14 protein-coding genes are annotated in these 13,331 nt (G+C 61.9%); 9 read left to right on the top strand and 5 right to left on the bottom strand.

What is annotated here, in order from left to right:
• The 4 genes from BLX41_RS23010 to BLX41_RS22995 all read left to right on the top strand — a co-directional run.
• Positions 1-837 (top strand): polyamine ABC transporter substrate-binding protein (locus BLX41_RS23010; RefSeq protein WP_259745106.1); only part of this gene is annotated, 837 nt, incomplete at its 5' end.
• Between the two features lie 70 nt (positions 838-907).
• A complete protein-coding gene (locus BLX41_RS23005) occupies positions 908-2,050 on the top strand; it encodes an ABC transporter ATP-binding protein (protein ID WP_123726731.1) in 1,143 nt (380 codons plus the stop codon).
• Positions 2,051-2,085: 35 nt separating this feature from the next.
• The gene (locus BLX41_RS23000; protein WP_185073750.1) at positions 2,086-2,967 is read left to right on the top strand and encodes an ABC transporter permease subunit; all 882 of its coding nucleotides are present in this window, start codon (positions 2,086-2,088) and stop codon (positions 2,965-2,967) included.
• Positions 2,964-3,854: an ABC transporter permease subunit gene (locus BLX41_RS22995; protein ID WP_123726729.1), complete on the top strand. Its 891-nt coding sequence runs from the start codon at positions 2,964-2,966 to the stop codon at positions 3,852-3,854. Before BLX41_RS23000 ends, BLX41_RS22995 begins: the two co-directional genes overlap by 4 nt.
• Positions 3,855-4,027: 173 nt before the next feature.
• Here the strand turns inward: BLX41_RS22995 and BLX41_RS22990 are convergent, their stop codons facing one another.
• Both BLX41_RS22990 and BLX41_RS22985 read right to left on the bottom strand, forming a co-directional pair.
• Complete coding sequence (locus BLX41_RS22990; RefSeq protein WP_123726728.1) at positions 4,028-6,436, bottom strand: penicillin acylase family protein; 2,409 nt, start codon at positions 6,434-6,436, stop codon at positions 4,028-4,030.
• 107 nt (positions 6,437-6,543) lie between these two features.
• On the bottom strand, positions 6,544-7,122 hold the full coding sequence (locus tag BLX41_RS22985) for a DUF6436 domain-containing protein (protein ID WP_123726727.1): 579 nt from the start codon (positions 7,120-7,122) through the stop codon (positions 6,544-6,546).
• 111 nt (positions 7,123-7,233) lie between these two features.
• Here BLX41_RS22985 and bipL point away from each other — a divergent pair, with 111 nt between their 5' ends.
• Complete coding sequence (gene bipL, locus BLX41_RS22980; protein ID WP_123726726.1) at positions 7,234-8,172, top strand: phospholipase BipL; 939 nt, start codon at positions 7,234-7,236, stop codon at positions 8,170-8,172.
• A 44-nt stretch (positions 8,173-8,216) separates the two neighbouring features.
• Here bipL and BLX41_RS22975 read toward each other — a convergent pair whose 3' ends face one another.
• Positions 8,217-8,969 (bottom strand): DUF2059 domain-containing protein, encoded by a 753-nt coding sequence (locus BLX41_RS22975; protein ID WP_123726725.1) that lies wholly within the window; start codon positions 8,967-8,969, stop codon positions 8,217-8,219.
• A gap of 162 nt (positions 8,970-9,131) precedes the next feature.
• On the opposite strand from BLX41_RS22975, the gene BLX41_RS22970 reads away from it, so the two are divergent.
• Positions 9,132-9,764, top strand: a complete 633-nt coding sequence (locus BLX41_RS22970; protein WP_123726852.1) for a 2OG-Fe(II) oxygenase — start codon at positions 9,132-9,134, stop codon at positions 9,762-9,764.
• 2 nt (positions 9,765-9,766) lie between these two features.
• Complete coding sequence (locus BLX41_RS22965; RefSeq protein ID WP_123726724.1) at positions 9,767-10,249, top strand: 2-thiouracil desulfurase family protein; 483 nt, start codon at positions 9,767-9,769, stop codon at positions 10,247-10,249.
• 30 nt (positions 10,250-10,279) lie between these two features.
• Here the strand turns inward: BLX41_RS22965 and BLX41_RS22960 are convergent, their stop codons facing one another.
• Positions 10,280-11,065: a transporter substrate-binding domain-containing protein gene (locus BLX41_RS22960; protein ID WP_123726723.1), complete on the bottom strand. Its 786-nt coding sequence runs from the start codon at positions 11,063-11,065 to the stop codon at positions 10,280-10,282.
• Between the two features lie 132 nt (positions 11,066-11,197).
• Here BLX41_RS22960 and BLX41_RS22955 point away from each other — a divergent pair, with 132 nt between their 5' ends.
• Positions 11,198-11,635: a DUF4399 domain-containing protein gene (locus BLX41_RS22955; protein ID WP_123726722.1), complete on the top strand. Its 438-nt coding sequence runs from the start codon at positions 11,198-11,200 to the stop codon at positions 11,633-11,635.
• 60 nt (positions 11,636-11,695) lie between these two features.
• On the opposite strand, the gene serA is transcribed toward BLX41_RS22955, so the two are convergent.
• Positions 11,696-12,925 carry a phosphoglycerate dehydrogenase gene (serA, locus tag BLX41_RS22950; RefSeq protein ID WP_011064084.1) on the bottom strand — a complete coding sequence of 410 codons (1,230 nt, stop codon included), beginning with the start codon at positions 12,923-12,925 and terminating at the stop codon, positions 11,696-11,698.
• Positions 12,926-13,129: 204 nt separating this feature from the next.
• Here serA and BLX41_RS36065 point away from each other — a divergent pair.
• The coding region (locus BLX41_RS36065) for an FAD-binding oxidoreductase (protein WP_404942790.1) at positions 13,130-13,331 on the top strand (202 nt) is incomplete at its 3' end.

Here is a 13,331-nt window from a genome sequence, read left to right as displayed (position 1 = left end):
AAGCAGATCAAGGCCGGGGCTTTCCAGAAGCTCGACAAGAGCCTGCTGACCCATTATTCGAACCTTGACCCGGCGCTGCTCAAGCGTCTGGAAATGAACGATCCGGGCAACCAGTACGCGGTGCCGTACCTGTGGGGCACCAATGGCATCGGCTACAACGTCGACAAGGTCAAGGCCGTGCTGGGCGTGGACAGGATCGATTCCTGGAGCGTGCTGTTCGAGCCGGAGAACATCAAGAAGCTCAACAGCTGTGGCGTGGCCTTCCTCGACTCCGCCGATGAAATGATGCCCACGGTCCTCAACTATCTGGGGCTGAACGCCAACAGCACCAACCCCCAGGACTACAAGAAGGCCGAGGCCAAGTTGCTGGCGGTGCGTCCTTACGTGACCTACTTCCATTCGTCCAAGTACATCTCGGACCTGGCCAACGGCAATATCTGCGTGGCCATCGGGTTTTCCGGCGACGTGTTCCAGGCCAAGGCCCGGGCCGCCGATGCCGGCAAGGGCGTGAACATCGCTTATGCGATTCCGAAAGAGGGCGGGGCCCTGTGGTTCGACATGCTGGCGATCCCCAAGGACTCGAGCAACGTCAAGGAAGCGCACGCCTTCATCAACTATTTGCTGCAACCTGAGGTGATTGCCCAGGTCAGTGACTACGTCGGTTATGCCAACCCCAATCCAGGGTCGGACAAACTGATGGAGCAATCCATTCGCACCGACGAAGCGGTTTATCCACCGCAGGCCGTGCTCGAAAAGACCTACGTGTCCACCGAGTTGCCACCCAATATCCAACGCTTGATGACCCGCAGCTGGACCAAGGTCAAGACGGGTAAATAGTTTCACAGCTCAAACTATCCAAGGTCCGCCCACGTGGGGCGGGCTGCAAATTTTGTTGGGAGTTTCGCAAATGGCAGTTGCCTCCGGCGCCTATAAGAAAGCCCTCGAGGGCGACCAGACACCCAAGCAGGTGCTGGTCAAAATCGACCGGGTCACGAAGAAGTTCGACGAGACGGTTGCCGTGGACGATGTGTCCCTGGAAATCAAGAAGGGCGAAATCTTCGCTCTGCTCGGCGGCTCGGGTTCGGGCAAGTCCACCTTGCTGCGGATGCTGGCCGGTTTCGAACGGCCAACGGAGGGGCGAATCTTCCTCGATGGTGTGGACATCACCGACATGCCGCCCTACGAGCGGCCGATCAACATGATGTTCCAGTCCTACGCCCTGTTCCCCCACATGACCGTGGCGCAGAACATCGCCTTCGGCCTCAAGCAGGACAAGATTCCCAGCGCGGAAATCGACGCCCGGGTGGCGGAGATGCTCAAGCTGGTGCAGATGAGCCAGTACGCCAAGCGCAAGCCGCACCAGCTTTCCGGCGGCCAGCGTCAGCGCGTGGCCCTGGCCCGCTCCCTGGCCAAGCGTCCCAAGCTGTTGCTGCTGGACGAGCCCATGGGTGCCCTGGACAAGAAGCTGCGTTCGCAGATGCAGCTGGAACTGGTTGAGATCATCGAACGCGTAGGCGTGACCTGCGTCATGGTGACCCACGATCAGGAAGAGGCCATGACCATGGCCGAGCGTATCGCCATCATGCACCTGGGCTGGATCGCCCAGATCGGCAGCCCGATCGACATCTATGAAACCCCGGTCAGCCGCCTGGTTTGCGAATTCATCGGCAACGTCAACATCTTCGAAGGTGAAGTGGTGGACGATGCCGAAGGTCATGCGCTGATCACCTGCAAGGACCTGGATCGCAATATCTATGTCGGCCACGGCATCAGCACCTCGGTCCAGGACAAGTCGGTGACCTATGCGATCCGTCCGGAAAAGCTCCTGGTCACCGCCGAGATGCCGACCTGCGAGTACAACTGGTCCAGCGGCAAGGTCCACGACATCGCCTACCTGGGCGGCCACTCGGTGTTCTACGTCGAGCTGCCGAGCGGCAAGCTGGTGCAGTCCTTCGTCGCCAACGCCGAGCGCCGTGGCGCGCGGCCGACCTGGGGTGATCAGGTCTACGTCTGGTGGGAAGACGACAGCGGCGTGGTACTGCGCTCATGAACATGCGAAAGCTCAAGCGCCGACTCAATCGAATAATTCCCGGTGGCCGTCAATTGGTCATCGGAGTCCCGTTCATCTGGCTGTTCCTGTTCTTCATGCTGCCGTTCTTCATTGTCCTGAAGATCAGCTTCGCCGAAGCGGACGTGGCCATTCCGCCGTACACCGAGATCTACAGTTACGTCGACCAGAAGCTGCAGTTGCTGCTCAACCTCGGCAACTACGCGATGCTGGGGGACGACGAGCTGTACATCGCGGCCTACCTCGGCTCGCTGAAGATGGCGTTCTTCAGCACCATCCTCTGTCTGCTGATCGGCTACCCGATGGCCTATGCCATCGCCAGTGCCCGTAAAGAGATGCAGACCGTACTGGTGCTGCTGATCATGATGCCGACCTGGACTGCGATCCTGATCCGGGTCTATGCCTGGATGGGCATCCTCAGCAACAACGGCCTGCTCAATGGCTTCCTGATGTCCATGGGCTGGATCAACGAGCCGCTGCAGATCCTCAACACCAACATCGCGGTGTACATCGGCGTGGTCTATTCCTACCTACCGTTCATGATCCTGCCGCTGTACGCGAACCTGGTGAAACACGACACCAGCTTGCTGGAGGCCGCGGCCGACCTGGGTTCGAGTACCTTCAACAGCTTCTGGAAGATCACCGTACCGCTGTCCAAGAACGGCATCATCGCCGGCTGCATGCTGGTGTTCATCCCGGTGGTGGGTGAGTTCGTGATTCCGGAACTGCTTGGCGGCCCGGAAACCCTGATGATCGGTAAGGTGCTGTGGCAAGAGTTCTTCAACAACCGTGACTGGCCGGTGGCATCCGCACTGGCAGTGGTGATGCTGGCGATCCTGATTGTGCCGATCATCCTGTTCAACCGCAGTCAGGCCAAGGAAATGGAGGGCAAGGAATGAAGCGCTTCAGTTTCTCCAGCCTGATGCTGGTGCTCGGCCTGTTGTTCATCTACCTTCCGATGCTGATCCTGGTGATCTATTCGTTCAACGCCTCCAAGCTGGTGACGGTATGGGGCGGCTGGTCGATCAACTGGTATATCGGCCTGCTGGATAACACTCAGCTCATGGGCTCGGTCCTGCGCTCCCTGGAAATTGCCTGCTACACCGCCGTTGCCGCGGTGGCCCTGGGCACCCTGGCGGCCTTCGTCCTGACCCGGATCACTCACTTCAAGGGTCGCACCCTGTTCGGTGGCCTGGTGACTGCGCCGCTGGTGATGCCTGAAGTGATCACCGGCCTGTCGCTGTTGCTGCTGTTCGTGGCCATGGCCCAGGCGGTCGGCTGGCCTCAGGAGCGTGGGATCGTCACCATCTGGATCGCCCACACCACGTTCTGCGCCGCTTATGTGGCGGTGGTGGTGTCGGCTCGCCTGCGCGAGCTTGACCTGTCCATCGAAGAGGCGGCCATGGACCTGGGCGCGCGGCCGTGGAAGGTGTTCTTCCTGATCACCATCCCGATGATCGCGCCGTCGCTGGCGGCTGGCGGCATGATGTCCTTTGCCCTGTCCCTGGATGACCTGGTACTGGCCAGCTTCGTCTCCGGCCCGGGTTCCACCACCTTGCCGATGGAAGTGTTCTCGGCGGTGCGCCTGGGGGTCAAGCCGGAGATCAACGCTGTGGCCAGCCTGATCCTGCTGGCAGTGTCCCTGGTGACCTTCCTGGTCTGGTTCTTCAGCCGTCGCGCCGAAGAAGCCCGCAAGCGCGCGATCCAGCAAGCCATCGAAGAGAGTGCTGCCGACTCCTGGAAGCAGCCGGACGTACGTCGGGCCCAGGCGCCGGAAGCTGTCTGACCTCAGGTACGCAACAAAAAAACCTCGCCCCCGTAACCGGGAGCGAGGTTTTTTATTGCCCCATGCCGCCCGTCTCGCCGTAGGAGCCGGCTTGCCGGCGAAAGCGTTCGCGAGATGTACGCCAGGCTTGCTGGCCTCTTCGCTGGCAAGCCAGCTCCTACGGGGCGGGGCGCTCAGGGGCGGCGGGCCGGCAGCAGCTTCAGGGTGCTGCGGGTGTTGGCGGTGACTTCCTCTTCGCTGAAGTGCGCCTGTTGGTAGACCCCTTCGATGTAGGCCTCGGCCTGGTCGTCGTAGTGCTTGTCGAACAGCACGCCGCTCTGGCCCACCGGGTTGATGGTCAGGCTGTGGGCCGGGTCGGCGAAGTCGATGATGCGTCGGGTCGAGGGGCCGTAGACCACCGACCAGGGCGCTGGGCCGATCTTGGCGGTGAGGTTGTTAGGCACCTCATGGCTGCCCGGGGCGTCCAGGGGGCCGACGTTGAATACCCGGTCCAGGGGCTTCTGCATCCCCAATGGGTGGCCGTGGGTGAGCGTGTGGGCGGTGCCCCAGCGCCATTGCGCGGGGTTGGCGCCCAGGGTGCGCTTGAGGTGGTCGATGCTGGCGCGCCAGGCCACCTTGACCGTATCGGCGCGGCTTTCACGCTGGGGCGTGGTGCGGTTGTCCCACCAGGGGGAATCGGGATCGGCCGCCAGCCGGGGCAGGGCGGCATCCACCACCCGGGCCTGGATCAAAGCGTCGAAGTAGGCATCGCCGAGCTTTTCATGAAAGGTGGCGTCGGCCAGGTCGAACAGGAACTGGTTGAACAGGGTGGCATTGGTGGAGTCCAGGGGGTAGTCGCCCTGCCACTTCGCCAGTTGCTCCACCAGTTTCAGTTCTTCGGGACCGCTGACCACCTCCCGCAGCACCGGTAGCAAGGGGGCCAGCAGGCGCGGGCCGTAGGCGGTGGTGGTGCCCAGTTGCAGTTTCTGGGTGTTTTCCAGGTCCCATTTCACGCTTTTGTCACTGATCTGACGGTCCAGTTGCTGGCCCCGGTCGGCGAGGTTGTAGTAGCCGGGGATCTCCATGCCGGTCGGGGAGACGGGCTGGAAGTTGGCGGAGACGATATAGCCCCGGGCCGGGTTCTCTTCCTGGGGGTTGGCGCTGAAGGGGTAGAAGCCCTCCTTGTCAGCCATGGCTGTGCTGCCATCGAGAATGAACGCCGGTTTGGCTCCGGCCGGGCGCTTGGGCAGCAGCGCCGCCGCCCACCAGCCGATATCGCCCTTGGCGTTGGCCCAGACGATGTTCAGCCCGGGGGCGTGGACCTTGGCGGAGGCCGCGCGAACCTTGGCCAGGGTATCGGCGCGGTTGAGCTGGTAGAAGCCATCGAGGATCGGGTTGGGGGTTTCCAGGAAGCCCCACCACATGGCCACGGGGGCCTTGCCCACGGTGGTGCCGAGCATGTCGTTGATGATCGGGCCGTGGGGCGACTGGCGCAGGGTCAAGGTCACCGGCGCCTGGCCCTTGACCGCAATCTGTTGCTCGCTGCTGATCAGGTCGCCCCATTTGTCATGGAACCAGACCTGATTGGGATTCTCCGGGTTGACCTTCTCGGCGATCAGGTCGAGATCGTCGTTCTGGAACATGGTCAGGCTCCAGCCGAAATCCAGGTTGTGACCCAAAAAGGCGAAGGGCACCAGGGCCTGATGATGGCCGTAGAGTTCGAAGCCCGGAGCCGATAGTTGCGCCTCGTACCACACCGACGGCAGGGAGTAGCGGATGTGTGGATCGCCGGCCAGCAGTGGGCGTCCGCTCTTGGTCCGAGCGCCGGCCACGGCCCAGGCGTTGCTGCCTTCGAATTGCGGCAGTCCGGCCTCGCTCAGGGCTTGCTGGCTCAGGAGGGCGATCTGCCCCAGGTCCTGCCAGTCGACAGCGGCCAGGGGCAGGGACGGTTGCGGCTTGCCCTTGGCCAGCACGCCCTTGGGCTGCCAGTCGAGGTCGAAGACTTTCAGGTAATCGTTGCCCAACTGGTCGCGGATATAGGTCAGCAACGGTTCGGTGCGAAAGGCCATGGCGAAGCTATAGGCCATGAAGCCGGCGACGCTGACGGTGTCTTCTGCGGTGAATGGCCGTTTGTGGATGCCCAGGACATCGAACTCCATGGGGCTGGCGTGACTGTCCTGATACTGGTTGATGCCGTCCAGATAGGCTTCCAGGGCCTTCCAGGCGGGAGACTGACGGTCGAGCCCGGCCACATAGCTGTCGGCGCGCTCGCGGATGCGCAGGCTGCGGAACAGTTTGTCGGTATCCAGCAGCTTGGGCCCCAGAACCTCTGCCAGTTCGCCTCGGGACAGGCGCCGCAGGACTTCCATCTGGAACAGCCGGTCCTGGGCGTGGACGTAACCCAGGGCGCGATACAGGTCGGTTTCGTTCTCCGCGCGGATATGGGGTACGCCGCGTTCGTCGTAACGCACAGTGACCGAGCCTTGCAGGCTGCGGACTTCCACCTGGCCCTGACGCGTCGGCTGCTTGCTGTAGAGATAGCCGGCGACACCCGCCAGCACGGCGAGAATCAGGACGGCGACGACGGTCAGGCTGCGTTTCATGCGGGCTCCTTGCTGTTGTTTTCAGTGCCGCCTTGGAAGAGCTGCAGAGATTTAGCACAAGTCATGGGCATCGCGCAGGAGGCAGTCCTTGAATAGTCGCGAATGCCTTAATTGGCAGTGACTGGCCAGGGACAGTAGCAGCCTACCGCCAAGGTGTGGGTAGCATTGATCTGGCGATCGCTCTCCAGTGCCTGGAGGATGGGTTCGATAAAGCTGTTGCTGGAGTTGCAGGTCAGGCCTTCACTGTAGGGCCCGAAGTAGGCCAGCTTGCCGTTGCGGTCCCAGATCGCCACGGCCGGGCTGGCGGGAATCTGTTCGGCGCCGGGCAGGCTGTCGAGGGGCTTCAGGCGGCCCAGGGTGGCGGGCAGTTGGCCGTGGCTGCCGGGCTTCTGCACGGAATAGAAGTCCACGCCCCGCGGGCCGTAGATTTCGATCAGTTCGGCCAGGTGCTGCTGGTTGCCGACGTTGCAGGGGCAGGCCGGGTCCCAGAAGTGCACCAGGCGGATGGTGCCGGGGCCGGCCAGCTCGGCGGGCAGTTGCAGCGGGTCGCCGGAGAACACCGCGGTGTGTTCACTGAAGGCTCGCAGATAGCGTCCCTGGAACCAGTCGTAGGCGTACCACAGCACCGCGGCGCAGATCAGGACGAGCAGGCTGGCAAGCAGGGGCGTGCGGTAAGACTGGCGCATTAAGATCGGTCCTCGAAGGTCGCGTAGCTTGCCATGCTTGCTGCGACAGATGAATATCGCAGGCCTAGAAAGCCTGTTTTGTTCCCGGTACCCCCCCGTTTGGAAAACTCAATGTCCGTGACCTTCGACCCCGACCACCTGCGCGCCAGCCTGCAACCCCTGGTGGCTGGGCAGCCCTTGTCGGTGGAGGCTCAGGCCTATCAGCGCTTCTATGGGCTGGACTTCGCCGGACGGGCGCTCGTGCCACGCAGTCGCCTGGGGCGTTTTCAAGTGGAGGGCTACGAGGTGGTCACGCAGGTGTGGTGGCCGGAACAGCCACAGGCAACACTGTTTCTGCTCCACGGCTTCTACGACCACATGGGCTTGTACCGGCATGTGATCGAGTGGGCACTGCAGCGCCGCTTCGTGGTGATTTCCTGTGACCTGCCGGGGCATGGCCTGTCCAGTGGCGAGCGCGCCAGCATCAATGATTTCGCGGTGTATCAACAGGTACTGCAAGGTCTGTTCGCCGAGGCGCAGTCCCTTGAGTTGCCCCAGCCCTGGCACTTGTTCGGGCAAAGCACCGGTGGCGCGATCATCATGGATCACTTGCTCAACCAGGGCGCCGAGAGCCCGGCCCAGGGGCAGGTGGTGCTGCTGTCACCCTTGGTACGACCTCGTGCCTGGGGTTGGTCGATGCTCAGCTATTACCTGTTGCGGCCGTTTGTCAGTGGCATTGCCCGGCGTTTCAGCGAGAACTCCAACGACCCGGATTTTCTTGCCTTCCTCCAGGCCGACCCGTTGCAGCCACAACGTTTGCCCACTGCCTGGGTCGGCGCACTGGCACGTTGGATCAAGCGGTTGGAGGCAGCCCCGCGCAGTTCAAGGCAGCCGCTGATCGTCCAGGGGCAGGCGGACATGACGGTGGATTGGGAGCACAACCTGCAAGTGATTCGCGGCAAGTTCACCGCGCCCGAGGTCTTGATGCTGCCGGAGGCGCGGCATCATCTGGCGAATGAAATTCCCTTGTACCGCGATCAGTACTTCGCCTTTCTCACCCAGCACGTTTGATTCACGGGCTGGGTCGCGCCGCCGGACAGCATGAGCCCCAGGGTTCAGGGCGTGAGGCTGGAGGTGCTCTGACCGACTGCCAGGCCGGCGCGGATCGCTGCCAGGGCTGCCTGGTAATAGGCCTTGCCCTCAGTGGATTCAGCGAAGGTCGCGAATTCTTCCAGCTCGGTGTCGGACAGGTCTCGATAAACGTACAGCAGGGTGTTGTTCAGGTCGTTGCCGATCTGCTGCATCAATCGCTGGCGCTGACCGTTGAGCATGCCCTGGGCCTGACCCCCTCCCAGCAGACCGGGAATCATCTGGCTCAGGCTGTCTGCGGCGACTCCGGCTATTGCCAGGCTGACTTCCGCGCCGGCCTCCTTGGCCGGCAGCGCCTGGGCCAGGTGGCCGATGATCAATTGGCGGTTGTCACTGACCTGCATCTTCGGTAGGCCCTGGGCATTCTTGGCCAACTGGTCGCGACGGGTGGCCAGCAATTCGGCGGCGACGATCTTGCGGCCCAGGGGCGACTGGAAGAAGGCCAGAGCGGGAGCGGGATTGGCGAGATGCTGGCGCAGTTGCTCTTCGGCGCGACGGTCCACGGCCTGGGGCGCGAAGCGCTGGTTGCTGTTGTCCACCAGGGCCTGGTAGACCGCCGGCGGCAAGCTGTTCTGGTAGCGCTGCTGGGCGGCGCTCAGGGCATCGTTGAAATGCGCGCGCTGTTCCGGCCAACCGGCGACCTTGTACAACTGGTCGTGGCTGTCTGCCCAGGCAGGCAAGGCGCAGAACATCAACAGTGAGAAAAGCAAACGGCGCATAAGGACTCCTGTCAGCAGGCGACTATTCTCCGGGGCAAGGCGATGGTTGTCGAGAATTCGTATCAGGATCGCCCGCTAAAGTAATGAGTGGAAAGTGCATTGGAAAAAAATGCGTGATCCTCCGCTCTGTGGCTCTGTCGGATTTATCTGATGCTGGATACTATGCGCGCCATGCAAATACCCTCTGATCATCCGCTGTTGTTGCGTATCGTCGACGACCTGGCCACCTGTGGCTGGTCGCAGCAGAATGTTTTCCTGCCCGAGGGTCTGACCCTCGAACTGGCGGCTGAGTGCCGTAAACGTGCGACAGAAGGTGAACTGGCGCCAGCGGCGGTAGGACGTGGCCCGGCTCAGGAAATACGCGAGGGTATTCGCGGCGACCATATCCAGTGGCTCGAGCCCGGCCAGGCCGAGGCTGTCGATACCTATCTGGGGTTGATGGACAGCCTGCGCGAGGCCCTCAATCGAGGCCTGTTTCTCGGGCTTGAGGACTTCGAATGCCACTTCGCAATGTACCCGCCGGGGGCGTTTTACAAGCGTCACGTGGACCGCTTTCGCGATGATGATCGGCGCATGGTCTCGGCGGTGATCTACCTCAATGAGGAGTGGCTGCCCGATCACGGCGGGCAATTGCGCATGTACCTCAATGACCAGGGGCAATACGATGTGGTCCCTGTCGGGGGGCGACTGGTGGTGTTTCTTTCCGGTGAAGTCCCCCATGAAGTCCTGCCCGCGACTCGGGATCGCCTGTCCTTGACCGGCTGGTTCCGGCGTCGTGGTAACGAGCCGTTCTGAACATGCACAAGATCCTGGTCAGCCGCTGTCTTTTGGGCCACCGCGTACGCTACGACGGCGCTGCCAGCGGCCCGTTCGATCAACTGGCCGCCTGGCTGCAGGAGGGGCGGGTGGTTGCGCTGTGCCCGGAGGTGGCCGGCGGCTTGCCGACGCCACGGGCGGCGGCGGAGATCCCAGGTGGGCAAGGCGTCGATGTGCTTGAGGGGCGGGCGCCGGTGATGACCACGGAAGGCGAGGATGTCAGCGCCGAATTCCTCTCTGGTGCCCGGCAGGCCCTGGACCTGGTGGAAAAGCACGGGATACGTATCGCCGTGCTCAAGGCCAACAGCCCGTCCTGCGGCAATGTGCTTACCTATGACGGCACCTTCAGCGGCATCAAGGTTCAGGGCGAGGGCGTGACCGCGGCGCTATTGCAGCGCCACGGCGTGCAAGTCTTCAGTGAGCTGCAACTGCCCGAGGCCGCTGCTGCCCTGGCCGCCCTGTAGCCGCAGCTTGCGGCGGCTATCGGGCAAGGGTTACTGCCCGGCTTCAGCCTTGGGCGGTTTGCTCGCATCCATGCCGAACCACTTCTCCGACAGGGCCATCAGTCGCCCATCTGCCTTGATCCGCTGCAGGGCACTGTCCAGACTCGCCTGGAACGCCGGGTTACCTTTCTGGAAGGGAATCGCCAGGCTCAGGGTCGGGCCCACCTTGGCTCCTTCCTTTACCGGCAGGCGACTGTCGCGAATGGCGTAGGGGATCAGCAGACGGTCGCTGATGGCCGCGTCGATCTGTTTGTCCGCCACATCCTTGATCGGTTGCTGGGCATCGGCATAGCTGCGCAGGTTGATGCCTTCCACGGTCCGTGCCTGATCAACGAACTGGCTGCCTTGAGCCACGCCCAGCGCCTGGCCACGCAGGGCCTGGAGGGAAAATAACGGGCGTTGTTCTTCCTTGCGCACGATCAACTGGGCGCTGGAATAGCTGTAGGGCTCGCTGAAATCGAAACGATCCTTGAGTTCCGGGGTCACTGCTATGTGGTTGATGGCCACGTCGAACTTGCCGCTCTCCACACCTGGCAGCAATTCGGCCGCGGCGGTCACCACGAAGTCCGCCCGCACGTCCAGCTCACTGGCCAGCAACTGCCCCAACTCCACCTCGAAGCCGGTGAGTTTGCCGTCGTCCTTGAAGTTGAAGGGCGGCGTATCGGCTTCCAGGGCGATGCGCAGTTCGCCGCGGTCATTGATATCGTCCATCAGTTCGGCTTGAGCGCAAGTGCTCGCAAGGGGCAGCAAAAGTAACAGGCCAGGCAGGAAACGCATGGTCACTCCTTGAATTTATATGAGCGATGCGCCGTTCAGGCTCGCTTTGCTAAGGTGTTGAGTGCCTTCGACAACGAATCGCCACGAAGTTGTCATAACCGTAAAAGATTTGCGGAAAAACTGGAGAAGATAATGAAAATTTTTATGTCGCGTGCTGCATTGGCCGGTCTGTTGCTGGGAGCTTCGATGCTGGCCGGCGCAGCGGAAATTCCTCGTACTGAGGCACCAGCGGGCGCCAAGGTGTTTATCGTTTCCCCGGCCGATGGGGCCATCGTCGACAAGACCTTCAAGGTCAAGTTCGGCGTTGAAGGCATCGCCCTGGCTCCGGCTGGCGACCAGACCGCCAATACCGGCCACCATCACCTGCTGATCGATGTCGATCAACTGCCGGCGGAAAACCTGCCGATCCCTATGGATGCCAACCACCTGCACTTCGGCAAGGCCCAGACTGAAACCGAAGTCACCCTGGCGCCGGGCAAGCACACTCTGCAACTGGAACTGGGGGACAAGAACCACGTGCCTTTCAGCCCGGTTATCGTTTCCAAGAAAATCACAGTGACAGTGAAATAATCGTAAACGCGATAAAAAAGGGAGCCCGGAGGGCTCCCTTTTTTGTACCGCCAAGACCTCTTAGAACAGCACGCGGCAACGGATGGTGCCGTTGATGTGCTGCAGCTTCTCTTGCGCCAGGTCCGAGTACTCGGCGTCGACGTCGATCACCACGTAGCCGACCTTCTCGTTGGTCTGCAGGAACTGACCGGAGATGTTGATGCCGTTTTCGGCGAAGACCTTGTTGATCTCGCTCATCACGCCCGGGATGTTCTCGTGGATGTGCAGCAGACGGTGCTTGCCAGGGTGGGCCGGCAGCGCCACTTCCGGGAAGTTGACCGAGGATACCGAAGTACCGTTGTCGCTGTACTTGACCAGCTTCTCTGCCACTTCCAGGCCGATGTTGGCTTGGGCTTCAGCGGTGGAACCGCCGATGTGCGGAGTCAGGATCACGTTGTCCAGGCCGCGCAGCGGGCTTTCGAACTCTTCGTCGTTGGAGCGTGGTTCAACCGGGAACACGTCGATGGCTGCGCCGATCAGGTGCTTGTCCTTGATGGCGTCCGCCAGGGCGTCCAGTTCGACCACGGTGCCGCGTGCGGCGTTGATCAGAATGCCGCCCTTCTTGATGGCGCGGATTTCCTTTTCGCCGATCATCCACTGCGTGGCCGCGGTTTCCGGTACGTGCAGGGTGACGATGTCGGACATGCCCAGCAGCTCGTGCAGGTTGCCCACCTGGGTAGCGTTGCCCAGTGGCAGCTTGGTCACGGTGTCATAGAAAAACACTTGCATGCCCAAGCCTTCGGCCAGGACCGACAACTGAGTGCCAATGGAGCCGTAGCCGACGATACCCAGCTTCTTGCCGCGGATTTCGAAGGAGTTGGCCGCGCTCTTGATCCAGCCGCCACGGTGGCAGGAAGCGTTTTTCTCAGGGATGCCGCGCAGCAGCAGGATGGCCTCGGCCAGTACCAGTTCGGCTACCGAACGGGTGTTGGAGTAAGGCGCGTTGAACACCGCGATACCGCGCTCGCGAGCAGCGGACAGGTCAACCTGGTTGGTGCCGATGCAGAAGCAACCCACGGCGACCAGTTTCTTCGCGTGGTCGAAGATCTCTTCGGTCAGTTGGGTGCGGGAGCGAATACCGATGAAGTGTGCATCGGCGATCTTTTCCTTGAGCTGGGCTTCCGGCAGAGAACCGGTGAGGTACTCGATGCTGGTGTAGCCGGCGGCCTTGAGGACGTCGACAGCGGATTGGTGGACGCCTTCGAGGAGAAGGAACTTGATCTTGCTCTTATCGAGAGAAGTCTTGCTCATCTGCGTAAACCTGTGTCCCGGAGAAAAATGGCAGGGAAATGGACAGCTTGAGCTGACCTGGACGGCATGAAACCGCCACCGCAGAAACGCCCTTGGGCACTCTCCTGCGGGGGCGGTATGCTAGCATACGCGCCCTGCTAAACACTCATTCCTGCGACGTGAAGCGTTCTCAGGGTGACCATGAATTGTTCGAGAGTTCTGTCGATGACCAATCCTGCCCTGATTGATGAGCTGAAGACCCTGGTTGAGCCTGGCAAGGTGCTGACCGACGCTGACTCCCTGAATGCTTACGGCAAGGATTGGACCAAGCATTTCGCACCGGCCCCGACGGCCATCGTGTTCCCCAAGACCACCGAGCAGGTCCAGGCCATCGTGCGCTGGGCCAATCAGCACAAGGTCGCGCTGG

This window comes from Pseudomonas protegens (assembly GCF_003732485.1).
Lineage (GTDB): Bacteria > Pseudomonadota > Gammaproteobacteria > Pseudomonadales > Pseudomonadaceae > Aquipseudomonas > Aquipseudomonas protegens_B.
The sequence above is the reverse complement of the archived record's forward strand: the minus strand, read 5'-3'. Positions and strand labels throughout refer to the sequence as shown.

Coding starts and splice junctions, on each gene's coding strand:
- BLX41_RS23005 (WP_123726731.1), top strand. CDS start 908: ATGGCAGTTGCCTCCGGCGCCTATAAGAAAGCCCTCGAGGGCGACCAG.
- BLX41_RS22995 (WP_123726729.1), top strand. CDS start 2,964: ATGAAGCGCTTCAGTTTCTCCAGCCTGATGCTGGTGCTCGGCCTGTTG.
- BLX41_RS22990 (WP_123726728.1), bottom strand. CDS start 6,436: ATGAAACGCAGCCTGACCGTCGTCGCCGTCCTGATTCTCGCCGTGCTG.
- BLX41_RS22985 (WP_123726727.1), bottom strand. CDS start 7,122: ATGCGCCAGTCTTACCGCACGCCCCTGCTTGCCAGCCTGCTCGTCCTG.
- bipL (WP_123726726.1), top strand. CDS start 7,234: ATGTCCGTGACCTTCGACCCCGACCACCTGCGCGCCAGCCTGCAACCC.
- BLX41_RS22975 (WP_123726725.1), bottom strand. CDS start 8,969: ATGCGCCGTTTGCTTTTCTCACTGTTGATGTTCTGCGCCTTGCCTGCC.
- BLX41_RS22970 (WP_123726852.1), top strand. CDS start 9,132: ATGCGCGCCATGCAAATACCCTCTGATCATCCGCTGTTGTTGCGTATC.
- BLX41_RS22965 (WP_123726724.1), top strand. CDS start 9,767: ATGCACAAGATCCTGGTCAGCCGCTGTCTTTTGGGCCACCGCGTACGC.
- BLX41_RS22960 (WP_123726723.1), bottom strand. CDS start 11,065: ATGCGTTTCCTGCCTGGCCTGTTACTTTTGCTGCCCCTTGCGAGCACT.
- BLX41_RS22955 (WP_123726722.1), top strand. CDS start 11,198: ATGAAAATTTTTATGTCGCGTGCTGCATTGGCCGGTCTGTTGCTGGGA.
- serA (WP_011064084.1), bottom strand. CDS start 12,925: ATGAGCAAGACTTCTCTCGATAAGAGCAAGATCAAGTTCCTTCTCCTC.